The organism is Paenibacillus sp. NPDC093718 (genome assembly GCF_050279985.1).
Taxonomy (GTDB): domain Bacteria; phylum Bacillota; class Bacilli; order Paenibacillales; family Paenibacillaceae; genus Paenibacillus_AQ.
The window spans coordinates 124,752-151,350 of the sequence record NZ_JBNNUS010000005.1; the positions used below are offsets into that span (position 1 = coordinate 124,752).

Below are 26,599 nucleotides of genomic sequence, written 5' to 3' on the forward strand. Positions count from 1 at the left end.
TTCAATGAAAATCGTATTTGATCCTGCACCGGTTGCAGGAGGCTTTCGAATGCCGGGTTATTGGATATGGTGCGGCAGCGTCATCAAAGGTGAGGATGGCCGATACCATATGTTTGCTTCGCGTTGGCCGAAATCCTTGCCCATGCATCCCGGCTGGCTTGCGGCCTCGGAGATCGTCCGTGCGGTCTCCGACCATCCGGCCGGACCGTACGTATACGAGGAGACGGTGCTCGGAGCCAGATCTCCGGCCTATTGGGACGGATGCAGCGTGCACAATCCGCATATCGTGAAGGTGGACGGCACGTACGTGCTTTATTATATGGGCACGACGTTCCCGTTTCCGCTGCCTGACGAAGAGGAGGCGCTGCTGCCGAATGATCCGCTCGTCGTGGTTGCCAGGGCGAACAAACGGATCGGCGTGGCGACTGCCCCTTCCGTAACCGGCCCGTGGACTCGGAGGGATCATCCGGTTCTGCTGCCCCGCCCGAATTATTTTGACAGCTTCTTGGTATCTAATCCGGCCCCCTGTGTTCATGAGAACGGGTCGGTGAAGCTTATCTATAAATCTCGTCCCTATGAAGGGCATTCCTATGGCAACATGCAGCTGGGCTTGGCCTGCGCCGAATCGGTGTACGGGCCATACACCCGTCAGCCTGAACCGCTGTTTCCCCCAGCCATTCATATTGAAGATCCCTTCATTTGGCGCACGGCTCGCGGGTACGAGATGATTGCCAAGGACATGGAAGGCTCCATCTGTGGGGAGCGCTATAGTGGAGTCCATGCGTGGTCAGCGAACGGGGAAGAATGGAAGATGACAACCAAACCAGGGGAACCCGTGTATTCCCGCAGAGTGCTGTGGGATGATGGTGCGGAGCGGCTGATGGGCAACCTGGAACGGCCGTTTTTGCTCATGGAGGACGGTCGTCCGGCCTGGATGTTTGCCGCGACTTCGGACGGGAGCCGCGGGTTTTACGATTGTACGGAGACCTGGAATATGGCGATTCCGATTCGGGAGATTACGGAGAACGACGACGAATAAGAGCGATTCATATCGATTCGAAGCATGATAAACAGCACCTGAAACGGATGGTCGCTCTCCGTCATGCGATGCTGCACAGTGTATTGGGAGTGTGTGCGGTGAGAAATGCCCGATTACTCTCAGCGGCCTATGCTCTCATGTACGGCTGCGTTTAACTTCTCCGTTCATTTCCCCCATAAGTCCTTCTGCTTACCATGGTCGGATAGACCATGCCAGCAGCAGGGCTTTTTTTCTCTATTCCGCCTCAAATCCCCATCTTAAAGTGCGTGTTCAAAAAGGTCGATTTTCAGCACCGAAGCTTATGCTTCCGATGTGCGTTTTCTGCTTCCTGATTCGCTTCGTGTTAGATATAGAATTTATGAGTTATCAGTGGAACTGATGAAATTCTATATCGCAAGAAAACCTACCTATGCATCGCGGTCGCTCATCCTTGAAGTGGCCTCGATAGAGGTTTTCTTATCAAAAGCGGACTTTTTGAACAACCTCTTAAACACAATCGTAAAAAAACACATCGACAAACAAATGCCGCCATTGTTGGTATGGACCTCCGCTTATACGATGAATACGAAGGCAAACTTACAACGGGAGGTCCTTATGGCGAACATCAACCCAAGCACGCGGCTAACACCGTCAAGGAGCCGGGAATGGTTATCCAGCTTTCGCAAGTACAAGGCGATATACCTCATCTCGATTCCGGGCATCCTCTATTTTCTGGTATTTAAATATGTCCCTTTATTCGGCAGCGCCATGGCTTTTCAGGAGTACAACTTATTCAAAGGCATATGGGAAAGCCCCTGGGTTGGGCTTGATCAGTTCTACCGGATGTTTCAGTACGAGGAGTTTCTGCGGATCTTCTGGAACACCCTGCTGATCGGGATGTACAGCATTGTATTTGCGTTTCCGGTACCGATCCTTCTGGCCTTGCTGCTAAACGAGATTCGTCTTGTCCTGTACAAGCGGGTGCTGCAGACGGTCATTTACATGCCTCACTTTCTGTCCTGGGTCATTATCGGGGGGATTGCTGTAGGCATTTTGTCCCCGACCACGGGGATCATTAATCAGATTCTGATGTGGGTGGGACTCGAACCGATATACTTCCTTGGCGAGGAAAGCTATATTCGCAGCATTCTGATCGGCTCCGGCATTTGGAAGGAAGCTGGCTGGGGAACGATTATTTATCTGGCGGCGCTGGCCGGGATCAACCCGGATCTCTATGAAGCTGCACGCGTAGACGGCGCGAACCGGTGGCGCCAGACTCTGGCGATAACGATTCCGTCGATTCTGCCCACGATTATGATTCTGTTCCTGCTGAACATCGGCAATTTCCTCGATTTCGGGTTTGAGCGCGTGTTTGTGTTCCTGAATGCCTTGAACGAGAATAAAGGCGACATTCTGGATACGTACATTTACCGCGTTGGTCTGCTCGGACAGCAGTACAGCTACACCACGGCCATCGGGCTGTTCAAATCTCTCATCGGGCTGCTGCTCATTGTGGGCGGTAACGCCATAAGCCGCAAAACGACCGGAAATTCCTTATACTAGGCAGGTGACTTAAAAACATGATAAAACGATCAAAAGGCGAATCCGTATTCGAAATTTTCAACTATATTTTTCTGGCGGTTGTGTCGGCTGTCATGATCTTCCCGATCCTGCACGTTGCGGCGCAATCGCTCAGCAGTGATGTGGCCATTTCGCGGGGAGACGTCGGCCTGTGGCCGGTTGAGTTCACGCTCTCCAACTATGCGATCGTCTTGAACGATACTTCCGTATGGCGTTCCTTTATGATCAGCGTATTCGTGACCGTCGTGGGGACCGGGATCAACCTGATCGCAACGGCCTCGCTGGCCTATCCGCTGTCGCGCAATGAATATCGGGGACGAAAAGTCATCCTTATGCTCGTGCTGGTCACTTTTATTTTCAGTGCGCCCCTGATTCCGAATTATCTGCTCATTAAATCGCTGAACATGCTGGATACGGTATGGGCCCTTATCATTCCGGGCGCGATCAGCGCGTACAACCTGTTCATCATGCGCTCGTTCTTCATGAATCTGCCGAACGAAATTATTGATTCGGCCCGGATCGACGGGTGCGGGGAGCTGCGGATCATATCGAGCATCGTGCTGCCTTTGTCCAAGCCGGTCATGGCGACGATGGGATTGTTTTACGCCGTTGCGCATTGGAATTCATACTCGTCCGCTCTATACTATATCAATAGCCGTCAGCTGTTTCCGCTCCAGGTTCGTCTGAGAGAGATCGTCATAACCGATCAGATGGGAGAGATGGACACCACGTTTGAGAATCTGGCCAACATGTCCCCGGAGGGCATCAAGATGGCCACGATTGTGATCGCAACGCTGCCGATCATCCTGGTCTACCCGTTCCTGCAGAAATATTTTATTAAGGGCATGCTCATCGGTTCGATCAAATCTTGATCGTAAAAGAACACAATCTCATAATAAGAACGCCAATACTGCATATGAGGGTTATGAGCTACGATGAAATGGATTTAACGAAAGCGCTTACCTCATGAATGAGCCACTTGTCTATTTTTTGTGAAAAAGGGGAGAGGTTGATGAAAAAAAGTTGGACGGTCTTACTGATCAGCGTCATGATGATGTCACTGCTCGCGGGATGCGGGGGGAAACCGGAAGAAGGAACTGTCAGTCCCAAGCCGGAAGAAACGAAGCAAGGTACAGACTCGAGCAAGCTGTCCTTCTCGATTTCTTTCTCCACGGGCGGCAACACCTACATCGAATCGTCACCCGATATCAATAAGGACAAATGGGTGCTGAAGCTGGAGGAGATGACGAACACGGATCTCGATATCCGCTTGATGTCCCACAAGGAATTTGATCAGAAGATGAGTCTGATGTTTGCAGGCAACGAAATCCCGGACGTTGTGGGAAATATGCGGGGAGGTCCAACAACAGGGTCCATGTCGGGCTCGGTGGAAGCCGGGGTGTTCATGCCGCTGGATGACCTCCTCAAGGAGCATGCTCCGAATTTGATGAAAATGGTCACTCCGGCCGCGTGGGAGGAAGTATCCTATAACGGCAAAATTTACGGCATTCCGGCCTGGCTGGAAAATCCGTCCCGCCGTGCCACATTCATTCGCACGGATCTGATGGAGAAGGCCGGCATCAAGGAAGCGCCTAAAACCGTGGAAGAGTATCTGGATATGCTGCGTGCCTTTAAGAAGCTGGGTGTAGAGCACCCCTACCAGTACCGCGAGGGCTTTAAATATGCGGATACCTTTCTTGGGGCATACGATGTGCTGCCGTTCCAGTTCATGGAGCTGAATGGGGAGGTCGTGCCGAAGTTCTTCGATGTCGAGAACATGACCAAGGCGCTCCAGACGTATAAGACGATGTACGATGAGGGCCTGATCCCGAAGGATTTCGCCTCGCTCTCCCAGGAGGATTACGGACGCAATATCAATGCCGGCAAATCCGGGATGTGGGCCTCCAACGGCGAGGGACTGATTGGGTTTCGCACCAAGCTGAAGGAAGTGGATCCTTCGATGAAGGTGGATATTTACCCGTCCCCGACCGGACCGGACGGCAAGGGCGGACTCGGCTTATACAGCTCGGTATCGACCACGTATTATATCAATAACAAGGTTGGTAAAGAGAAAGCCATCGAAATCATTAAATTCCTGGATTGGATGCTGACGGAGGAAGCCGATATGTTCTTCTCCTTCGGGATTGAGGGCGAGAATTACACGATGGAGAACGGGAATGTCAACTATAAGTGGCCTGTGACCAAACAAGAGGTCGATGAGGCGGGCTTCCGGGCCAACCAGCTGTGGTTCGTTCATGAGCTGACCTACAACAAGAAGCAGACGGCCCTTACCGAGGATGGTCAGGACGTGATCAAGGCATTCAGCGATGTACTGAGCAATGAAGGCCGAGGCGGCATTACGTTCATGGCGAACCTGAACAGCTTCTCCAAGTTCCCGGACCTGGCTTCGACCGGAGATACGGGACCGAAATTCATCCTGGACAGCATGGTGAAGATGATCTATGGCAAGCAGCCGATCTCAGATTGGCCGAAGGTGCTGGAGGAATACCGTGCCAAGGGCGGGGATGAGATCATCAAGGAAGCGACGGAGCGCTGGAAGAACAAAGAGAATGTGGTGGACCGTACGAGATAACATCCAAGATAGGAAGCAGGGCATCTCCTGTTTGCCCTTTAAATCGTGTACAATAGATCCAATATGTAAGCGTTTAAAGTAAAAATGAGCGAAGGATGAAAAATCAAGGTATCCGCCGGTCTTACCATCACAGGTATCCGCTGCGGATACCTTCTTGTTCCATTCGATGTTTGCCTCATACCTTATTCTTCTACATACAGGAGGCTAAAATGATATGCGATTGCTTATTGCTGATGACGAACCTGTAATCCGAAGAGGGCTGGTCAAGATGGCGGAGACCTACCGTCTGCAGTTTGATGCCATCGACACGGCCGTGAATGGTGAGCATGCGCTCTCCCTGATCAAGGAATTCGAGCCGGATGTACTGCTGACTGATATCCGGATGCCCCGAATGGGCGGACTGGAGCTGTGTCAGGAGCTTCATGAGCAGTACGGGCATATTCAAATTATCGTCATATCGGGTTATGGCGAATTCCAATATGCGCAGCAATGTCTGGCGTATGGGGTTAAACACTATCTGCTAAAGCCGGTTACCGGCGTGGTGCTGCACCAAACCTTTGACGCGATTGTTAAACACCGCAATAAAGGCATTGTCTCACTGGCTTCCTATGTCGATTGGATTGAAAATATCGGGCAGGAGATCTGGATGCTGCAGACCGAACAGCTCGATCGGCTGTTGGTCGATTGGAGGGCGCATCTGCAAGCGGCGGGACTCAGCGTCCCGCAGCTCCAGCAGCTGCTGGATGACGCGGTGGGCATTATTTTCCGTCGTCTCGTCTCAAAGGGGTATATGGAGGTTTCGGTAATTGAGCCCATCGGTCACCACACGGTGCAGGAGCAGCTGTTGAATGAATTTGTGTTGAGGGTCAAACAGATGACCGCCGATCTGGTGACGCAAAGATGGGGAAATTTCAAGAACCCGCTAGATGAAGTGAAATCGTATATCGACACGCATCTGTCCGAGGAGATCACCCTCGAGGAAGTGGCGGAGATGGCCGGTTATACGCCGACGTATTTTAGTGCGATGTTTAAGAAAATGACGGGCGATACCTTTGTCCGGTATCGGATTCACCGGCGTATGGAGCGGGCGAAGGAGCTGCTGGCCCTCCCGCATATGCGGATCATCGACGTGGCGGCGAACGTCGGTTACGAGGACTATCCCCATTTTACGAAGATGTTCAAGAAGGTAACGGGACACACGCCGACGGAATATCGGACGATGCTGGGCTTTAACGGATGAAAAATAAACTGTACCGCAAGCTGTTTCTGTACTTTGTATCCATCATTGTGCTGACTACCTTGTTGATCGGCATCGTTACCTACACGCGCTCATCGGCTGAGCTGGACCGCCAGCTGGACCGGCATATGTCGCAAATCGTACAGAATGCCTTGAACCATACCGATCTGTATATTAAATCCTACGACCGTACGATGATCTCCTTATTGACCAACCGGGAATTGAAGAAATTCGTGGATTTGCCTAACCCGGCGGACCATTACGAGTACTATCACATCAGCTCCACGATCAAGGATACGGTATTCCGTCCCCTCATGGACCGGGGGCCCGAGCTGCTGACCATGTATCTCCTGTCATACAACGGAAATGCCACGTACAGCTTCGGCTCTGATTTTACCACTCCGGTATTCAGTGCAGAGGAGAAGGCGAAGCAGCTGACGGATCTCCGCAATACGACGAAAGATGAAAGCGGCCTCATGATTCATACGGAGAGTATTATACCAGGACGCAGCGGCAGCGTGGTACGCATGACGAGACTGATCAAGGGTCTATCCTCCACAGCGGAAAAAGGCGTGCTAGCCATGGAAGTGCGTTCCCAGGAGTTATCCTCCCTCTGGAAAGGAATTGATCTGGGCGAACGCGGATACTTCTATATCGCGGATACCAGCGGCCAAGTAGTCTACCAGCCTGAAGGACTGGAGCATAACGCCTCGTCGCCGGCCGAGGATCCGAAGCTGACGGCCGCCATTATGGGAGCAGACGAGGAATCCTTCAAATATACGACGGCCGATGGAGAGCAGAGGGTGTTTATGACGCGGATGTCTCCCTATTCCGGATGGCGTCTGGTGGCTTCGATGCCGCTGGAGGAGTGGCATAAGCCGATTGCCAGTATTCGTTCTACGGTCTGGACGATCGGCTTGATCAGCCTCATTGCTGCTTGTCTCCTTGCTTACCGTTTCACTCGTTCCATTACCCAGCCCATTCAGACGATCATCCGCGGGATGCGCCAGACGGAGCAGGGGCGGTGGATTCCCTTGGAGCTTCCTAAGCGCGAGGACGAGCTGACGGAAATGATGCAGCGGTACAATCTGATGGTGACCCGGCTGTCGGAGCTAATCGAGCGGGTATACGAGACCGAGCTGCAGCAGCAGAAGACGATTATCGAACGGCAGAAGGCCGAATTCCAGGCGCTTCAGCTCCAGATCAATCCGCATTTCATGTATAACACGCTGGAGACCATCGTGTGTTATGCCGAGGTTGAAGGCTCGTCGGAGATTACCGAAATGGTGTCCTCACTAGGCTTTATGATGCGGTACTCCTTGCTGACGTCGCTGGAGGAGATCACGGTCGCCAATGAGCTCAAGCACGTCTTGAACTACATGACGATCATGAAGCATCGGCACGATCTGGAGTTTGATCTTCGGGTTGAGGTTCCCCATGAGCTGCTTCTGTACAAAATGGTGAGGTTGACGCTCCAGCCCTTAATCGAGAATGCATTCCAGCATGCCTTTCCGGACGGCATCGAAGCATCGCAGTACATCATCATCTCTGCCGGGTGCGATGATGATTCCTTCTGGGTCAGCGTGACGGATAACGGCATCGGCATGACGGATGAACAGCTGCGCGAGGTTGCGGCACGGCTGTCCTACGAGTACGACCATGTGAATCATGTGCCTGAATCCTCCCTGAACCTTAGCGGTACCGGAGGCATCGGGCTGCTGAATGTGCATCGGCGGATTCAGCTGGTATTCGGCGAGACTTACGGACTCCGCGTAACCTCGGCAGGCGAGGGTACGGGAACCACCATCCGCATGGTCATGCCGTATCCGCCGCGAGCATAGTGTAAGGCCTGCCTCCGTATTGGAGGTCAGGCCTTGTGCTTTTTGAAGTAATAGGTATAACCTTCAGAGGTTTCCCTTCTTATCCCGCAAGAATGATTGGTTTACTTGCTCCCCGCTTGCGGCGTGAGATGGATGGATACGCCGCCGTGCACCTTGAGACGTATCTTGATGGTATCCTTGGCGCAGCAAGTTTCCGTGTGAACCTCAATGGGAGGAAGAACGGAACGATATCGATATTCGTCCGCTTCCGCCTGTTCCTGATAGATCACGACTTGATAGGCTTGGTGGTCCTCAAGGAAATCCAGCGGAATATGGACGTCTCGTCCTCCGGCGGCACAGATGGAGGCGACAAACCATTCCGTACCTGATCGTCTTGCTATCGTAACGAACCGGCCCGGATAACCTTCCAGCAGCCGAGTCTCATCCCAGACGGCCGGAACGGCGGCCAGCAGCGGCTTGCCCGGATGATCGGCGAAGACAGATATCGCATCCGCATAATGCTGGATGCCGGATTCGAAGAGGATGGCCAGGGCCAGCTGAAGCCCTTGGGTCGTCGTGGTCCGCCTGCTGAACGTGACCGGCGTAAAATCCATGGAGCCGATCACATTCCGCGTAAACGGCAGTGTACAGAGATGAACCGCGTTTGGCCCTTCGCTCTGCGCTCGGTAATATTCCGCACCGTAAACGCCTTCTCTTGTCATCACATGGGGCCATGTCCGGTGCTCCCCGCTCGGCTTGGTAGATCCGTGGAAATTAACCATTAGCCGGTGCCTGGCGGCGGATTCGGCGATGGCGTCGTAGACCTGGAGCGTCTCTTGATTGTCGCTGTCGAAGAAGTCGACCTTGATGCCAACGGCGCCCCAGGATGCCCACAGGCGTAATTTCTCTTCACGGAGCGCCTCCGTGTTCAGCCCTTTATAATGTGTCCACAGCCAGATGCCGACACCGAGCGACTTCGCGTAATGGATGAGCTTAGGCGCATCCAGCACACCCTCCCAGCCGCCGTCTACGACGCTGTATTCCCATCCCATCTCGGCGGCAAAATCCACATGCCGCCGTTGAATGTCCATATTGCCGCAGGAATCACCTTCCGCGTACCAGGACCAGGCTGCTCTGCCGGGAGAGATCCAAGAGGTGTCTTGCAGCACGGGCGGGGGACATAAGTGAGTCGTTAGCGATGAAGACACCAGATCCCCGAGCGATCCGATGATCATGACACGCCAGGGCGTCGAGAGCGGAAGCAAGGCGGCAATCGGCGTTTCCTGATCCGGGGCGTACGAGATGCGGAGCTTCCGGCCGTCTTGCTCATCGGCTGCGAGGTGACTGGCGCCATAACCGCCATCTACAGCTGCTTCAGTCAGCAGCAGCCAATGATCCTCTGCCGATTGGACCAGCAGCGGGAAACCGAAATGCCTTCCCCGAAGATGATCCGGCATGGCATGGTCGTAGGTTCGTTCATAACACCGCATGAATGGCTGAGCCCAGACGTTGAGCATCCGGTCCTCCGGCAGATGGAAGCCGGAGAGCTCGTTCTCGAAACGAATATATCCTTCTCCTTGCAGCTCATACCGGTATGCGACGCCGTCATGAAAAGCACGCAAACGGATCCTCACCTGATGATTCTCTACTGAAGTCGAAAGCACCAACTCGTTTGCTTCGTAAGACTGCGATTTTTGCTTGCCGGTCACAAGCTCGTAACGATCCGTGATTGTGTTGTGCTCAACCCCTTGTATACGTATGCCATGCTGAAATTTGTATTTGTCGGTTATCAGTCCGAGCGGTGACTTTTCGAGAACCCGGAATTGCTTGTTCATAACCGTATAAAAGATGGGGCCGTTATGCTCCTGTTCCAGTGTGATCTGCAGATTCCCGTCAGGTGAATGAAGCTGTGCATGAAACGGCGCTGACAGAGACCGGGATAGCTCATGATCCATAAACGAAACTCCTTCCTTGTCGCTCCAAGAATGACTATCCATTGCAGCCTCATTGTAACGGACAATGCAAAGGCTTAGCATACGGTTCCGTTCGCGCCAGGTTGTGTTTTCTTACGTTGTGTTACTCCATAAAAAAACACGGCCATTCCGCAAGTTACGGCATGGTCCGGCGTGCAGCAGCTGTTTTATCATGGAAGATATCAAAAGGTGTTTGAAAGGAGGGCATCATGTAATCACGGGAGGATCGTAATCACTACTTATGACAAAGGATGGGTGATGATTGATGAGACAGGTACGCAAGCGTAACAGGCAGGTAAGAAGGGGAAGTTTCATACTGCTGCTGGGTATTCTGCTGTTTTCGTTTGACAATCCGCCAATACAGGGGGAAACGGCTGCACCGGATGTAATGGAGCGAGTCAACCTGGCATGGAATAAGCAGGTGACGGCCAGTTCCGAGATCAGCGGGCGTGAAGCCGAGAAAGCCGTTGACGGCAGCCGTGATACCTACTGGCAGCCGGCGAGCACAGACCGTGAGGACATGAGTGTATACATACAGGTGGATCTGGGAAGCGAGCAGTCCTTGAACCAGGTCGTCCTGGATTTAAACCGGGGAGATAATCTGGGAAGTATCGAGGTGGATTACTCCCGTGACGGTGAGTCTTGGAGCAGAGCCTATGCGAAAAATGGGGGCATTCGAGCGGACGGTCAGGAATCGATCACGTTTGATTCCGTAAGCGCTTCCCACATTCGGGTAACGCTGCTGCTAAGCCGAAATCTCAATGTTCAGCTTAAGGAGTTGGAGCTTTATATGCAGGAGGGAGATCAAGGGATTCCGTCCGATGTAACGGAGATGGCCTTCGTGAAGCCGGATGGAACCCCTTATAACAACAATGAGGAACTGACCTTGGACATTGGAGGCACATCTGCCGTGCAGGCGCGCGGCAAACGCGTGAACGGGGAATGGATTTCGCTGCCACAAGGCCAGGTTCAATATCACGCTGTGGGAACCAGCGCTGCGGTTACTTCCGAAGGCTCGGTAACGGGGGTCAAGGTAGGCGCGACCCGGTTATATGCAGAAACCAGCATCAACGGTCAAGCGATTCGTACGCCGGATTTCTGGATTGTGGTGAAGGATGATCAGGAGTTCCAGGATGCGAAATACATTGCCTTCAGTTCGTTTACGCATAAGGCGTTGGTCCAAAAGATTGGCGAGGCGGCGATTTTGGGGGAGGGCGAGGAGCTGCCAGTCGTAACCATCGCTCCGAATAGGGATGGAACCGTATCCGCCAGATGGTTCAAGGACGGTCAAACCAGAGGTTCGCTGGGCACGAAGGCGCTGCAGGCAGGGGTAACGCAATCGATAACGCTTCCGGGTGGGATGAAGGTACCGGGCACGTACGAGGTGCGGATGACTTTCCAAACCACAGACGGGGGAACCTACTTCGACAGCTTGTTTTATACTGTCATGCCCAAGAAGGGAATTCCTGAAGGTCAGAGCCAAATCGCCTATAGCGGAAAAGACGGAAGGATGGTATATGTTCCCGATTATAAAGGAAACCGGATCATCGATTTCTCAAACGTCGGTTATATGGGCGGCGGTGTGAAACTGCCCGACGTTCAGGCGAGGATAGCCGTACAGCCGACCGGCGGGGATGATACAGCGATGCTGCAAGCGGCTATTGATGAAGTGTCCCGGCTGCCGCGTGACGCAGATGGGTTCCGGGGGGCGGTGCAGCTGAAGAAAGGCACGTATCTGGTCGGCGGTTCCCTGAACATTCAGGCCAGCGGGGTCGTCCTCCGGGGTGAAGGAAAGAGTGAGGACGGCACGATCATCCGCGGCACGGGGACAACGGCAAGAAATTTGATTGTCGTGGGTGGAACGAATGGTGCGGCGATTGTTGACGGGACGGAGACGGACATCCAGGATCTGTACGTTCCGGCAGGATCGCGATCATTCCATGTGCAGAATGCCTCCGAATATCAGGTGGGGGATTCTGTCATTGTACGAAGAATCGGTAATGACCGCTGGATTCATGAGATCGGCATGGACCATATCTACATGCGGCCAGGGACCGGGGGAACGCAGCAGTGGTCCCCGTTCAATCTGGATTTTGACCGCGTCATTACGGCCATTGACGGCAACCGGATTACGGTGGATGCTCCATTAGCGAATGCCATTGAACGTCAATGGGGTGGAGGCAAGCTGTTCAAGGCGACGGATGAATCTCGAATCGAACAGGTTGGGATCGAGAACATGCGTGCCATATCCGATTTTAATCCGAGCAAGACCGATACCAAGATGGATAACGATGTTCTGGATACCCCGTATTACTCCGATGAGGCACATGCGGAGCGCTTCATTATGATGAACAGCGTGAAGAACGCCTGGGTGCGCGAGGTGAACGGCTACCATTTCTCCTACGCCTTGGTGCAGGTAGGACGGCAGGCCAAGTGGGTCACCGTGCAGGACAGCGAAATGTACGATATGGTCAGCGTGATTACCGGCGGTCGTCGATACAGCTTTTTCATCCAGGGGCAACTAAATCTGGTGCAGCGCAATTATGCGGAAACTTCACGTCATGCTTATGTTATTGAGAGCCGCGTACAAGGACCGAATGTCATGTACGACAATAAGGCCACTCGCGAATACAATACAAGCGAGCCGCATCATCGCTGGTCCACGGGCGGCCTGTACGACAACGTTAGTGCGCGTATCAGCGTCCGCGACCGCGGCTGGCTGGGCAGCGGACATGGCTGGGCGGGAGCGAATTACGTCATGTGGAATACCGAAGGCGGGCTGGTTGCGCAGAAGCCCCCAACGGCACAAAACTATGTTATCGGCCATATCCCGACCGAAGACGGTCTGAATGTGAAACCGCTCGTTCCGAATGATTATGATTCAAGACCGCGCGAGGACGGCTATTGGGAATACGCTGACCGGCATGTCGCGCTTCAGAGCTTATTCGTCCAGCAGTTGAAGGATCGCCTGGGGCAGCAAGCAGTGGATAATTTGGCACGTACGCCTGTGGGCGGCGGTTCGATAGATATACCAGAGCAGCCATAATTATATAGAGCGAACAGGGGATTATCAGGGGAAACGCTGATCATCCCCTTCTTCGCGAAGAAGGAGACGTGTATGAAGGTGGAGAGGGAGATAACAGGAAGAGATACGGAAGATTCTCACCGGAGACATCATGCGGAGCTTAATCGTGCAGGGCAGTACGGCAAGATCGAAGCGGTAGGTGAAACTGCATGGCGGCAGCCTGATACATCTGCAAATCGGCGCTTGCGGTTATGGTACGCTTCCCCGGCGGCCGAGTGGAACGAAGCATTGCCCTTGGGGAATGGGCGCTTGGGCGGCATGGTTTTTGGCAAGTCCTCGCTTGAGCGGGTGCAGCTCAACGAGGATTCCCTCTGGTATGGTGGTCCGGGAAGGGGAGCCAACCCTGACGCCACCGAATATTTGAGTGAGATCAGGCAGATGCTGCGGGATGGACGGCAGGCCGAGGCCGAGCATCTGGCCCGGATGGGGATGACTTCGTCGCCGAAATACGAGCAGCCCTACCAGCCGCTGGGCGATCTGCTGCTCAAGTTCCTGGATGCCGAGGAAGCGGTGGAGCATTATGAGCGAGAGCTGGATTTGGAGCGGTCCATGGTGACCGTATCCTATTCTTCGGGCGGCATAGCCTATCGCAGGCAGTATTTTGTCAGTGCGCCGGATGGCGTAATGGTGATTCGCCTAACTGCCGATCGGCGGGGGGCGTTGACGTTTGCGGCGAACCTGATGCGACGTCCTTTTGACAGCGGAACACAGTCGTTAGCGCACGATACCTTGCTCATGAAGGGCGAATGCGGTGAGGACGGCATCTCCTTCTGCACGGCACTGCGTGCTGTCGCTGAGGGAGGAAGTGTCCGAACCATTGGTGATTTTCTCTCGATTGAAGGCGCGAATTCGGTTACGCTGCTGCTGTCAGCCCAGACGACCTTTCGGTGTCAGCAGCCGGGCCAGGTATGTCTGGAACAGCTGGATCAAACGGCAGGCATGTCGTTCGAAGAGCTGGAAAGCCGCCATCTGGAGGAATATCGGGAGAAGTTTGAACGATTCTCGCTAACCCTTGGCTCCAGCAAGAAGAGGGGGAATCGGGCGGGCTTTATTGACAAGGATGTTGATATTTCGAATGGTTCGGACTGTATCTCCGGTTCAGATCCAGTTGGAAATTCGGATTGTGTAGAGGATGACTTCTCATCCCTGCCCACCGATCAGCGGTTGAATTTGCTGAAGGAAAGAGTCAAGGCAGAGGGGGCCTCTGCAGAGAATAGCGATCTCGAATTGATCGAGTTGTATGTCCAATACGGGCGTTATTTGCTTATCTCCTGCTCAAGACCAGGATCTCTCGCGGCAAATTTGCAGGGCATATGGAATGACAGCTTTACCCCGCCCTGGGAATCGAAGTATACGATCAACGTGAATATTCAGATGAACTATTGGCCGGCAGAGCTGCTGGGTCTGGCAGAGTGCCACGAGCCGCTGTTCGACCTGATTCACCGTATGCTCCCGAATGGCCGGGACACGGCTCGGGAGATGTATGGCTGCCGTGGTTTCGCAGCGCATCATAACACAAATCTATGGGGAGAGACCCGGCCTGAAGGAATATTGATGACCTGTACTGTATGGCCGATGGGAGCTGCGTGGCTGTGCCTGCATCTATGGGAGCATTACCGGTTTGGCGGGGATACGGATTTCCTGCGGGAGCGAGCGTATCCGGTTATGAAGGAAGCGGCGGTATTCCTGCTGGATTACATGACCGTGGATGAGGAAGGAAGACGGATAACCGGCCCTTCCGTATCGCCGGAGAACCGATTTGTGCTTCCGAACGGAGCCATCGGCAGCCTGTGCATGGGACCCGCCATGGATGCGCAGATTGCGACGGCCTTGTTCCGGGCCTGTCTGGAGGCTTGCCATCTTGTCGGAGATGAGGATACCTTCCTTGAAGAGCTTCAAACCGCACTGCAAGAAATTCCGGCACCGCGGATTGGAAGGCATGGAGGGATCATGGAATGGCTGGATGATTATGAAGAGGCTGATCCCGGACATCGGCATATCTCGCAGCTGTTCGCCCTGTATCCGGGAGAGCAGATTGATCCTGACAAGTCCCAGGAGCTTGCCGATGCGGCTTACAAGACCTTGGAACGGCGGCTTGCGCATGGCGGCGGTCACACGGGCTGGAGCCGGGCCTGGATTATCAATTATTACGCCAGGCTGCAGCGCGGCGCGGAAGCGCACGAGTATCTGGTGCATTTGCTGGCTTCCTCGACTTATCCGAATCTGCTGGACTGCCACCCTCCTTTTCAAATCGACGGTAATTTTGGCGGGATTGCGGGTGTCGCCGAAATGCTGCTGCAATCGCATACGGGAGAGTTACGGCTGCTCCCTGCGCTGCCCCCCCAGTGGAACAGAGGTGAGGTGAAGGGGCTTCGTGCCCGTGGCGGCTTTGTTGTCGACATGCGCTGGGAGGAAGGCGAACTGACCGAGGTGAAGATTCGCGCCGACAAGGCGGGGGAATGCAGGATATGGTCCCGTTCACCGCTGGTCCTGATGGAGGAGATACAGCTTGAAGAGATTACGCTGACAAGTACCACGATATCCGGAGGAGCGTATTGCTACTCGTTCTCGATGCAGCAGGGTGCAAGCTGTAGCTGGGGAAGGTCTGCCTGGGATTCACATAGAAACGTTAAAGAATAAATTGAATTTAAAAGATGAAGAAATCTCTCTGTGAGGGAACAAATATAATGTTATAACAACGAAAGTAACCCACTCCTAAGGTTGTAGCCTAAGTGGGTTATTTTCACATTCCTGACTTGATCTTGGAGGAGAAATCCTGCTCAAGATGTTTGTACAAAGTAGTAGCCATAGGCCAGCTGCTCTTTATTGCTATTCTTATCTTATCGTACCCCTTTCTAGACCTCAATAACGGATCAATTGCACAAAAAACTAGTGTTCTTGCTGCGATTGAGTTCTCAAGACTACACTAGTATCATAATGAAACAGACAAACATCAAAGGAGGGACTGCCTTGAATCATGTAAGTGGAAAGACGCAATTGGCGACATTTGCTGGCGGTTGTTTCTGGTGCATGGTGAAGCCGTTTGACGAGCTTCCTGGTATTCTATCCCTGGTTTCGGGTTACACGGGCGGCCATACGGAGGACCCAACCTATGAAGAAGTGGGAACGGAAACGACAGGTCATTACGAAGCTGTGAAAATCCGGTTTGAACCCGATGTGTTCCCGTATACAAGGCTCTTGGACATTTACTGGCGCCTGATTGATCCAACGGATGCGGAAGGCCAGTTCATGGACCGTGGGGCGTCGTACCGGTCAGCGATTTTCGTGCATAACGAGGCGCAGCGCGAGCAGGCGGAAGCCTCCAAGCACAGCCTGCAGCTTAGCGGCCGGTTCAAGGGGAAGATCGTGACGCCGATCCTGCCTGCAGGGCCCTTTTATCCTGCGGAGGATCTTCACCAGAATTACTATAATACCCACCGTTATGACTATAACCGGTATTATGAGGGCTCCGGCAGAGCTTCTTTTGTTGAGCGGCATTGGGATCGGAAACAGGACAAGGAAGAGCTGCAGAGGCGTCTTACCGCACTCCAGTATGCAGTGACGCAAGAAGGCTTGGATGAGCCTGCTTATGATAATCCGTATTGGAATAACACCAGCCGGGGGATTTACGTGGATGTGGTGAACGGAGACCCTTTATTCAGCTCAACCGATCAATATGATGCCCGCACGGGGTTGCCGGCTTTTATGAAACCTCTGCATGAGGGATATATCAGCAAAAAAGGAGATCTTCGCGGCGGCAAGGTGCGTACCGCGCTCTATGGCAGGTTGTCCGGCTCTTACCTCGGTCACCTGTATCATGACGGGCCTCCGCCTCGCGGCTTGCATTACCAGATAAACTCTGCGGCGCTGCGCTTTGTGCCGGAGGGGGAGATGGTTCGGGAAGGGTACGGTGAGTTCGCGCGTTGAATGATCAACCGTTTCAGTATTGTTGGGACAGTTGTTTCAGTTACTACATAAATCGCTCAATATATCCTATATATTTCCAAACAATAATAGTGTTTAATTAATGGAGAGGTGTTTGAGATCTTTCTCAAGTATAGGATAATTCGGTTTTATTTATAAAAGGAGGATTGTATGACACGATTGTGGATACGGACAGTCTACTTGTGGCTGGTCATTATTATACTTATTGGAGGATGTCAGAACGTGAATAGCCCGAAAGAACAGGAATTATTATCTCAGGCGGAGTCCAAAGTCATTCAATTTTTTAAAGATACGTATCAGTTGGATGTTGAGATGACGGAGTCTAAGAAAATGGACGCGTCCATCATGCCGCATGTTTTGATGAAGGGCCATGTGATTGGACAAGAGGAGCAAAGATTTAACATTTCCTATGACTATGAAGAAGAAAAACTGACGAATTATGTGATGAGTGCTAAGCTGGAGCAGGTGATTCGGGAATTGGGCTATGATCCTTTTGCCGAGACGGGTGCAGAGTGAAAAAATTTAAGACTTGGCAACACACGATATTACCCAAGATAGAATTACGTTTGGTCTCTAAATACTGCACAGGAGGAATTATGTATTGAGTCCACAAAGTAACCGTATTACTGATGAAACTTATCATAAAATGTCTCAATTAGCCTATGACGACTTGTATAAAGGTGACAAGCCCTCAAGTCTTCAGGGCTGGGAGGTGCTTGAGGATTTTGAAAGTAATTCGTTATCCGGATTTGATGCTGTGACCTTTTATAACCCGGATACTCAACAAGCAGTCATTGCTTACCGGGGAACCGAGGCTACGGCGGGTCTGGATCACTCGGCACCTGATTTTCTTATGGACGTTGATATTGGATTAAATGAAATAGGGCGTAAGAAGGACCAGTTTTTGGACAGCTTCAAGCCTCCAGGTTGGAATGAGGGAGTTCAGAAGTTTCAAGATGCAACAGGCATTACCGGCATGAATGAATGGTTAGGAAACGTAGAAAAAAGCTTGGATAAGACGAGTATGAGTGGTCAGTTCAATCAACTGTATCAGGCTGAGAATTATGCTAAAAGCATGCAAAAAAAGCATCCTGAACTTTCTTTCTCAGCTACAGGACATTCATTGGGTGGTGGTAACGCACAATATGCAGCGGCGTATACCGGGATGACAGCAGTCACATTCAGTGCCCCATCGGTTATGGCGTCATTGACACCTGAAATGAGACGCAAAGCCGAAGAAGGCGTGTACGATTCACAGGTTACCAATTTCGGTCATCCAGGTGATGTCGTTGCTTCCGGTGCGCTGGGTGGTTATGATCGCCATGTTGGTTCTACATACTACATTAATTCTAATTATGAGGATGCGAACCGTGATGTGAGCATTCTCGATAAAGCGAAGAATTCCTTCAGCGGCTCTAATTATCATGGTTTGCAGCAGTATGAATTCCAACAGGGGTATATTTCCAATGAATTATATCATCCGGTTACTGGTGAGAAGATAGCTTTATCACCACGAGTACCCTCATCTTATGCCGCTGATCTCTTCTCTAATATAGCCAATGGTTTAGGATTTCTAGGTGCATTGACTGCGGCTGGAGGTGGAAGAACCATTCAGGTAACACCGGAGGAATTAATGGAGGTGGCGTCTCGTTGGAATCAAAATGCTGAGCGTGTGACAAGCGAAATGCAACAAATACGACATCGGTTGAATGGTTATTTACAGGCAAGCCATAGCCGACGTTTGACACCTATTGTTCAGCAGATCGATACTACGATCACAGGCCTGTCACATTGGTATCCATCTCACACGGGACATATGATTAGCTATATTAAAGCGAAAGCACATCAGTTCCGTGAGGCTGATGAGAGTAGATAGCAGTGTTTGGGCTTAATTCTATTCTCTCCCTTACTTTTCCCCATCTGATCTTCAAGCTTCATCCCGTGCATCATGTTCACTATGCAAAAATTTACTAATCCATAAAACGAGAGGTCATCCATATAATCAAACGGTTATATCTCCTTGTAAATCCGTTCTTCTTGACTGGGATACTGCTCTCCCTGTATAGCCCTGCTTCCAAAGTGATCATGTAATCGTCCAGCCGTTCAGGCCGGAAGGTACCGTTTTCGTCAATATGTCGGTCTCCATGTTCTTAGTAAACTTCCTCTATACCTATTCTCTCCCATCCGCTCCACTTATGGCTCCTGTACAATACCTATTAAGCAAGACTCATACTTGCGTCTATGTGCGGAAAAGGGTGACGTTGTTGAATACGATTCATATTGGTAAAGGCCTGAATGGTAGTAAAGGACAGTCGCTTTAGGATAATCGAGACAGGTAACCACATGGCTTACGCAGGTCATTGACTGCAAGGCTGCTAGTCATTGAGGTCCAGTTGCTGCTGTTATATAACAAAAGGGGTTAGGCAGAGGGCATGAGTGCCCGAACTGCCTAACCCTTTTTTCACAACCCTCAACAACCATATAAATACGACTTTACGTTCCGCCCGATGTAGGCCCTCCATACAATCAGATTGTAAGGATCGTCCCAGTCGATGTTCTGCGGCTCCTCGAACATGCGGTGCAGGCGGTTGTTGGTGAAGATGATCGAGCCGCGCTGATCAAAAGCTACCCCGTCTACCCACAGCATTCTGTCGTCGGACAGCAGCTTGTTGAACGAGCATGTGTACGGTGAATAGTAACCGATTCCCTTGCCTTCGAGCATGGTGTAGAATACATGGCCTTGATTGTCGGCATGCATGCCGTCGGTTGTCGTTCCTTTGCTGCCCAGGGTCTGCACGGAATCCCGGATGATCGAATCGGGAATATTGAAATTCCGCAGAAGCCGCGTATCGACAGCGTACAGATTGCGCCCCGTTACCTGGCAGTAGAATAGCGTTCCGCGATCCGCAGATAGAGCTATGCCATCGGCGCCGACCCGAATCGGCTTGCTGCGGTATACCGGCTCGGTATCGATCTCAAACCGGAAACGGGGCACGTCCTGCGTACTGTAATGACTGTCGAGGACGCGCCGAAATTTCTTCGTCCTCATATTGTAGACGATAATTCCGCCATACAGCGGATGGTCCGGCCAGCCGGAGCCCGAATCGGTAATATAGGCATAACCGTTGCGATTATCCACCACGATGTCGTTCAGGAACGATGTTCGGGGCGGGGCAATATCGTCCTGAATGACAATAGAGTCGAGCAGACGGTTAGCGCTCAGATCCCAGATGAGCAGCTTTTGCGAGCCTACGGGCGAGGTATCGAATGCGATTTTTCCTTGATCCAGAATCCACATCCGATGATGTTCATCAATCTCGTAGCCAAGGACGGATTGCAGCACCCGAACATCCCCCGGCGTATTCCACTCCCAGCTTGGAAAAGGCTCCAGTACGGGCTTGCCGCCCACCATCACAATGGTGTTCAGCGTAGCGGGAACCCCTTCAGCCCAGCGCGGAACCGATACATAGAAACGTCCCTGCCGGTCTACTTTGACGCCTGCGGGCATGCAGTGCTTCCAATCCTGACGCTCCTCGAATCGCTGCTTCATCGCGAGAGTCGGGAAGTTCCAGTCCAGGCGGTTCCAGTGGAAGAGCATCTGGTACGGACTTGTATAGCTAAGGCTTTGTTTATAATGAGGGACAGCAGGCTGCTGCCACTGGCCCTCCATTGAATGATGCGGTATAACCATTTCAAGACCTCCGATAGGCAGTGCAGATAATCCTTTGCGCTTATTCCTCTAAGTTAGTTATATGCCCAGAGGGATGGATTGGCGCCGATTAAATCAGAGGGAGGTCTTTTTGGAAACTAAAAAGTTACACTTGCAGAATCTTAATCAGATTCGTGTTACCGGATTGACCGATCGGCACGCCGGCAGACAATACGATAATGTCGCCTTTTTCGATGTAACCAGTCTTGATGGCATTGCGGGTCGCGGATTCGAACATTTCGTCCGTCGTTGTGACTTTGTCGCCTTTTACCGGAATGACACCGGAGAGCAAGCAGATCTTGGCCAGCACTTCTTCATGCTGCGTAACCGCGATAATCGGTGCTTTCGGCCGATATTTCGAAATCATTCGCGCCGTAAATCCGCTCTCCGTTGCCGTAATGATAGCTTTGGCATTCAGCACGAGGGAGGAGCTAACCGCACCCTGGCTAATAACCTCGGTAATATCGGCTACCTGCTGTCTGGATTTGAAAGCGAATTGGTCTTTATAATCAATCATCGTTTCGGCGCGGCGGGCGACTGCCGCCATCGTACGCACGGATTCTACCGGATATTTGCCGGCAGCGGATTCGCCCGAGAGCATGACAACGTCAGCGCCCTGGATCACCGCGTTAGCCACGTCGCTCACTTCGGAGCGGGTTGGACGGGGATTGACCTGCATCGACTCCAGCATGTGCGTTGCCACGATGACCGGTTTGCCTGCCAGGTTGCATTTATCGATCATTTCTTTTTGCATCATAGGTACTTCTTCAATTGGCACTTCGACGCCAAGGTCTCCGCGGGCAACCATGATTCCGTCCGATGCTTCAATGATGTCGTCCAGGTTCGCCATGCCCTCTCCGTTTTCAATCTTGGAGATGATCTGTACATGATCCGCGCCGCGTTCTTTCAGGATGCTGCGGATTTCGCGGATGTTGTCGCCATGACGCACGAAGGAAGAAGCAATGATCTCAATGTCGTTCTCCAGGCCGAAGCCGATATGCATGACGTCACGCTCGGTGACGCCGGGAAGCGTCGTTTTGATCCCGGGGAGGTTGACGCCTTTACGTGGTTTGAGCACGCCGCCGCTGATGATTTTGCAAAGAATGTCCGGCCCGTCGATGCGGAGAACGTTCAGGTCCACGAGGCCGTCATCAATCAGGATGCGGTCTCCCGGTTTAACCACTAGATTCAGCTCGGCATAATTGACCGAGATGCGCTGGGCATCGCCCAGAATTTCTTCGGTAGTCAGAATGAGCTCCTCACCTGGTTTCAGAAGGCAGGACGCCTCCTTCAGCTTGCCGATCCGTACTTCGGGTCCTTTAATGTCCATCATGATTGGAACATACGTGTTTAATTCGGATGCGGCCCGGCGAACATTCCGGATACGGATGACGTGATCCTCCAGCTCCCCATGTGCCATATTCAAACGGGCAACGGTCATTCCCTCCTGAATCATGTTCTTCAACAGATCGATGGAATCGCACGCGGGTCCCATCGTACAAATGATTTTTGTTTTTAGCATGGCTGTTAGTTCCTCCTTTGTATTTGCACTCTTCATTTTTTTACAGCATTCGAGCTTAATTCAAACTTCCCTAATGATCACATTGTAGCCTGTCTTGTCGAATCATGATATGAACTATAGTACAATGAATGGATTATAGTATCGCAATTGAGGTGGGTTATGATCACTCCGGTTGAAGTAAAGCAAATTAGCGGTGTCGATTGGTATGCAGAAGCTGACAATGAGCAAAGAGCATGGCGCTTAAGCCTTGTGACATATGGAAAATGCGTATATTGGGTGAATGGCGATAAGCAGATTATGGAGAAAGGGGAATTGCTGTTTATTCCAGCCGGTGTTCCGTATTATGGCAAAAGCATCCCTACCATGACGCACACGCAGATCGTCATTCAATGGACGGAAGGCGCATCGACGGGATTATCCGTACTGGATCGGAAAGAAGCCTTGAAGGTTAAACCGGGTGGTTATGAATTGATCCGCGAACGGTTGAAGGTGATCCATCAGCAGTGGCAGGAGCGCCCATCTTATTATGCCTTGATGATAGAAGCATTATTGACAGAAGTGTTGATTTATATCAGTCGTGAGCTGGACAAGGGGGTCATCACGCCGGAGAAGCACTTGCATGTGGAACGGATGAAGTCCTATATTGAGCGGCATTATCGTGAGAAAATAACGAAAGAGGAGCTGGGCGATGCCATCGGCAAAACCCCAAATTACGCAGCGGTACTCTTTAAAGGCGTGACGGGGCAGACCATCAGCCAGTACGTGCACGCCCAGCGGATGAAACGGGCAGTATATTTGTTAACGGAATCGCAGCTGACGGTCCAGGAGATTGCCGTATTTCTCGGATATCAGGACCTCTCCTATTTCTATAGAATTTATAAACGAGTCACGGGCAGTGCTCCATCGGATTTATTGCATGAGCGTCCACGAACCGTATAGGATATATCAACGTAAAAAAGAGGGCTTTCGCCCTCTTTTGGTGATTGCTATTTTATTGAGCCGCGTCATTTTCGAACAACTGCTTCACATACTGCCGTAGTTTGTTTTTATCTACCCCGAGCACCTGCGCCCGACCGGCTTTCTCGTTGGTCAGCAGCGAGAATGGGGGGAGCTGCTGCTGATCAATTTTATCCAGGTTCACATCAAAACCCAGAGCCATCAGCTTCAGCATTTCTTTGGGAGTTAGATCGGTTTCGATGTATGGAGCGATGGAATCCAGGATGCTGGGCAGCTTGATGAATGAGCCCGTGGTCTGCATCTTCTTGGCGACTTCCGTCATGAGAATCCGTTGTCGTTCCGTACGGCCGAAATCGGACTTCGCATCGTGCCGGAATCGGACGTACTGCAGCGCCATCTTGCCGTCGAGATGCTGCAGGCCTTGTTTTAAATCGATGTCGTACATATGCTTGTCCGCTTTGCTTGTGTAATACATGTCTTTCTCCACCTCAATGTCGACTCCGCCAATGGCATCGACCAGGGCTATGAATCCGACAAAATCGGTGTAAACGTATTTATGTATGGGCAGGTCCAGCAGATCGCTAATGGTTTGTCTGGTCAGCTCGATTCCGCCGTAAGCAAATGCCGAATTCAGTCGTCCTTTGCCATGGCCGGGGATGTTCACATAGGTGTCTCGCAAAATCGAGAACAAATGGGCTCTTTTCGTGACAGGATCGATGGAGGCCACCAGCATGGTGTCGGATCTGCCGGCATCGTCTCCACGGGAGTCGCCTCCAATCAAGAGAATATTAATGCGTTCTTTCCCCTCCCACTTCGGTATTTCGATGATTTCCTCTGATGCGGCACCTGACGTTTCCGTTGGCTCCGCCGGATTTGATACGGTCGAAATTTGGTTTGAGAACTGAATGATAGCGTAGGTATAGTACGAGATAATCCCCAAGATTCCAACGGATAATAAGAGCATGGTGTATTTTAGCCATTTCCTTTTCATAGTTTTTACAACTTCCTTTCTGTTTTACTAACTGCATAATGGACCATTCTAGCAAAATAATGAACAAAAATCATATTTTCCCGTAAGAAGCGATTCTCAATAGGCAACAAACCTCAGATAAATAACGCATTTGACTCTCCTCCAAGGGGAGGCCTTAGACTGGAAATCGAAGGAGGGAACAGCATGATGTTATACACGGTAAAAGAGGTTTCGGAGCTATCCGGGGTGACCATTAAAACGCTGCATCATTATCATAAAATCGGTTTGCTTCAGCCGGCCGAGATTAGCGAAGCGGGTTATCGCTTGTACGGTGCAGCCGAGTTGGAGCGATTGCAGCACATTCTGTTTTACAGGGAAATGGATTTTCCGTTGGAACAAATCAAGGTCCTTATGGAGGAGACCCCTGAACGGCGGCAGATGCTGTTACAACAGGAGAAGCAACTGATGGACCGCGCGGATCGATTGAATGCGATTCTGAAAACTTTAAGAATATCCTTGACCAGTACGGAGGAGGGCAAGCGCATGGAGCCTCAGGAATTGTTCAAAGGTTTTGAGAGCGAAGAAGAATGGGAGGAAGCCTTAACGGAGCAGAATGAACACCTGAAAGAGCAGTATGATGTGGATTTGCTCGAGGGTGAACTCGTCGATGTTCCAAGCATGAACGAGCAGGCAAGGGGAGCGGCTGCCTTTATGGCAGGCATGGCAAACGCGTTGAAAACGGGGATCAAGCACGATGATGCCCGAGTAAAAGATTCGATTCGCGATCATCTGCAGTTTATGAATGAGAAGGGCCACGCCTTTACGGCTGCGGATTTTGCGGGTCAAACGAAGTTTTTCCTGGATGACGACTTTCATCTCCGGATGCTGGAGGAGCAGCAGACGGGGCTGGCCTATTATCTGCATGCGGCTGCGGAGGCGTACGCACAACAGACATAATACAGGCCGTTCTCCATCGATCAAGACCGCCTAAATCGCGGTCTTTTTTTGCTATGTCTATTATTTATTGTCCAAACCTCGCGAGATGGCATTCCATATGATGTCTGGGAGACAAGTTTATGGGGGGCTGGACATGATAACGATTAGTTTGTGCTTGATTGTAAAAAACGAGGAGCAAGTGTTGGATCGGTGCTTAAACTCCGTTAAGGATGTCGTTGACGAAATTGTCGTCGTAGATACGGGGTCAACGGACCATACGCTCGGAATTGCAGCCAAATATGAGGCTCGAATCTTTCATTTTGATTGGATCGACGATTTTTCCGCTGCAAGGAACTATTCGTTCTCTCATGCGACGATGGAGTATATCTTATGGCTGGATGCGGATGATTGGCTGCAGCCGGCCGATCTGGAAAGGTTCAAGGCGCTCAAACAAAATTTGGACCCGGCGGTGGACTCCGTATGCATGGATTACTACATTGCCTTCGATCCGTTGGGGAAGCCCGCGGCGGTTGTTAAAAGAAACCGGCTGGTGAAGCGTTCAAGGCAGTTTCAATGGCGTGATCCGGTGCATGAGCATTTAGAGGTTGAGGGAAATATCATGTTATCCGACATTGCCGTTAGTCATGGGCGCGTACACACGGATTCCGGGCGGAATTTGCGTATTTATGAGGCCCATCTTGCGAAGGGAGGCACCCTCTCCAAGCGCCAGTTGCTGCACTATGCAATGGAATTGTCTGCGAGCGCCTATTATGACAAGGCCATTGAAATATATGAAATGATTATTCATGATCCGGTCAGCTATTTTGAGGAAAAATTGGATGCGTGTGATCGCATGGCGCATTGTTACCACGAGCTGGGGCAAAAAGAACGAGAACTGCAATCCCTGTTAAAGACGTTTCATTATGACGTTCCGCGGGCCGACTATGTATGCCGGATCGCGTACTATTTCCAAGAACTCAACGATTATGAAAAAGCGGTTCACTGGTACGAATTGGCGCTCAAGCTGGAGATGCCAGGGGATCGATTATACGGTGTTAATCAAGCGGCCTGGACATGGTTTCCCCATTTGCAGCTGACGTATTGTTACGGAAAACTAGGGCAGCTGGAGCAGGCTTATGAACATAATGAAAGAGCTCTTTCTTACGCTCCGGATGATCCAGACATTTTATATAACAAACAATTGCTGGAGGAGAAGCTCCGCTGCAAGTGATCGGCGGCTCTAACCGCCGCCC

Annotated in this window: 18 protein-coding genes; 14 read left to right on the plus strand and 4 right to left on the minus strand. The window is 51.6% G+C overall.

What is annotated here, in order from left to right:
- Positions 1-4 precede the first annotated feature (4 nt).
- The 6 genes from ACQKPA_RS16380 to ACQKPA_RS16405 all read left to right on the plus strand — a co-directional run bounded on the left by ACQKPA_RS16380 (position 5) and on the right by ACQKPA_RS16405 (position 8,270).
- Positions 5-1,039: a glycoside hydrolase family protein gene (locus ACQKPA_RS16380; RefSeq protein WP_427493665.1), complete on the plus strand. Its 1,035-nt coding sequence runs from the start codon at positions 5-7 to the stop codon at positions 1,037-1,039.
- A 594-nt stretch (positions 1,040-1,633) separates the two neighbouring features.
- A complete protein-coding gene (locus tag ACQKPA_RS16385) occupies positions 1,634-2,581 on the plus strand; it encodes an ABC transporter permease (RefSeq protein WP_427493666.1) in 948 nt (315 codons plus the stop codon).
- Positions 2,582-2,598: 17 nt separating this feature from the next.
- Complete coding sequence (locus tag ACQKPA_RS16390; RefSeq protein ID WP_427493667.1) at positions 2,599-3,471, plus strand: carbohydrate ABC transporter permease; 873 nt, start codon at positions 2,599-2,601, stop codon at positions 3,469-3,471.
- Between the two features lie 140 nt (positions 3,472-3,611).
- Complete coding sequence (locus tag ACQKPA_RS16395) at positions 3,612-5,192, plus strand: extracellular solute-binding protein (protein WP_427493668.1); 1,581 nt, start codon at positions 3,612-3,614, stop codon at positions 5,190-5,192.
- Between the two features lie 214 nt (positions 5,193-5,406).
- The gene (locus tag ACQKPA_RS16400) at positions 5,407-6,432 is read left to right on the plus strand and encodes a response regulator transcription factor (RefSeq protein WP_427493669.1); all 1,026 of its coding nucleotides are present in this window, start codon (positions 5,407-5,409) and stop codon (positions 6,430-6,432) included.
- A complete protein-coding gene (locus ACQKPA_RS16405; protein WP_427493670.1) occupies positions 6,429-8,270 on the plus strand; it encodes a cache domain-containing sensor histidine kinase in 1,842 nt (613 codons plus the stop codon). The genes ACQKPA_RS16400 and ACQKPA_RS16405 overlap by 4 nt, the downstream gene beginning before the upstream one ends.
- 101 nt (positions 8,271-8,371) lie before the next feature.
- On the opposite strand, the gene ACQKPA_RS16410 is transcribed toward ACQKPA_RS16405, so the two are convergent.
- On the minus strand, positions 8,372-10,204 hold the full coding sequence (locus ACQKPA_RS16410; protein WP_427493671.1) for a glycoside hydrolase family 97 catalytic domain-containing protein: 1,833 nt from the start codon (positions 10,202-10,204) through the stop codon (positions 8,372-8,374).
- Between the two features lie 283 nt (positions 10,205-10,487).
- Here ACQKPA_RS16410 and ACQKPA_RS16415 point away from each other — a divergent pair, with 283 nt between their 5' ends.
- The 5 genes from ACQKPA_RS16415 to ACQKPA_RS16435 all read left to right on the plus strand — a co-directional run bounded on the left by ACQKPA_RS16415 (position 10,488) and on the right by ACQKPA_RS16435 (position 19,128).
- Positions 10,488-13,268 carry a discoidin domain-containing protein gene (locus ACQKPA_RS16415; protein WP_427493983.1) on the plus strand — a complete coding sequence of 927 codons (2,781 nt, stop codon included), beginning with the start codon at positions 10,488-10,490 and terminating at the stop codon, positions 13,266-13,268.
- 72 nt (positions 13,269-13,340) lie between these two features.
- Entirely contained in the window at positions 13,341-15,947 is a 2,607-nt protein-coding gene (locus ACQKPA_RS16420; RefSeq protein WP_427493672.1) for a glycoside hydrolase family 95 protein, read from the plus strand.
- A 330-nt stretch (positions 15,948-16,277) separates the two neighbouring features.
- The gene (msrA, locus tag ACQKPA_RS16425) at positions 16,278-17,234 is read left to right on the plus strand and encodes a peptide-methionine (S)-S-oxide reductase MsrA (RefSeq protein WP_427493673.1); all 957 of its coding nucleotides are present in this window, start codon (positions 16,278-16,280) and stop codon (positions 17,232-17,234) included.
- A gap of 168 nt (positions 17,235-17,402) precedes the next feature.
- On the plus strand, positions 17,403-17,768 hold the full coding sequence (locus ACQKPA_RS16430) for a hypothetical protein (protein ID WP_427493674.1): 366 nt from the start codon (positions 17,403-17,405) through the stop codon (positions 17,766-17,768).
- Positions 17,769-17,898: 130 nt separating this feature from the next.
- Entirely contained in the window at positions 17,899-19,128 is a 1,230-nt protein-coding gene (locus tag ACQKPA_RS16435; protein ID WP_427493984.1) for a lipase family protein, read from the plus strand.
- Between the two features lie 594 nt (positions 19,129-19,722).
- Here the strand turns inward: ACQKPA_RS16435 and ACQKPA_RS16440 are convergent.
- Positions 19,723-20,943 (minus strand): L-dopachrome tautomerase-related protein, encoded by a 1,221-nt coding sequence (locus tag ACQKPA_RS16440; RefSeq protein WP_427493675.1) that lies wholly within the window; start codon positions 20,941-20,943, stop codon positions 19,723-19,725.
- A 124-nt stretch (positions 20,944-21,067) separates the two neighbouring features.
- The gene (gene pyk, locus ACQKPA_RS16445) at positions 21,068-22,483 is read right to left on the minus strand and encodes a pyruvate kinase (RefSeq protein WP_427493676.1); all 1,416 of its coding nucleotides are present in this window, start codon (positions 22,481-22,483) and stop codon (positions 21,068-21,070) included.
- A 159-nt stretch (positions 22,484-22,642) separates the two neighbouring features.
- Between pyk and ACQKPA_RS16450 the strand changes: the two genes are divergently transcribed.
- Positions 22,643-23,422: a helix-turn-helix domain-containing protein gene (locus ACQKPA_RS16450; protein ID WP_427493677.1), complete on the plus strand. Its 780-nt coding sequence runs from the start codon at positions 22,643-22,645 to the stop codon at positions 23,420-23,422.
- Between the two features lie 52 nt (positions 23,423-23,474).
- Here the strand turns inward: ACQKPA_RS16450 and ACQKPA_RS16455 are convergent, their stop codons facing one another.
- Positions 23,475-24,431 carry an LCP family protein gene (locus ACQKPA_RS16455; RefSeq protein WP_427493678.1) on the minus strand — a complete coding sequence of 319 codons (957 nt, stop codon included), beginning with the start codon at positions 24,429-24,431 and terminating at the stop codon, positions 23,475-23,477.
- A 186-nt stretch (positions 24,432-24,617) separates the two neighbouring features.
- Here ACQKPA_RS16455 and ACQKPA_RS16460 point away from each other — a divergent pair, with 186 nt between their 5' ends.
- The gene (locus tag ACQKPA_RS16460) at positions 24,618-25,367 is read left to right on the plus strand and encodes a MerR family transcriptional regulator (RefSeq protein WP_427493985.1); all 750 of its coding nucleotides are present in this window, start codon (positions 24,618-24,620) and stop codon (positions 25,365-25,367) included.
- A 133-nt stretch (positions 25,368-25,500) separates the two neighbouring features.
- Positions 25,501-26,577, plus strand: coding sequence for a glycosyltransferase (locus ACQKPA_RS16465; protein WP_427493679.1), 1,077 nt, complete (start codon positions 25,501-25,503; stop codon positions 26,575-26,577).
- Positions 26,578-26,599: the final 22 nt, after the last annotated feature.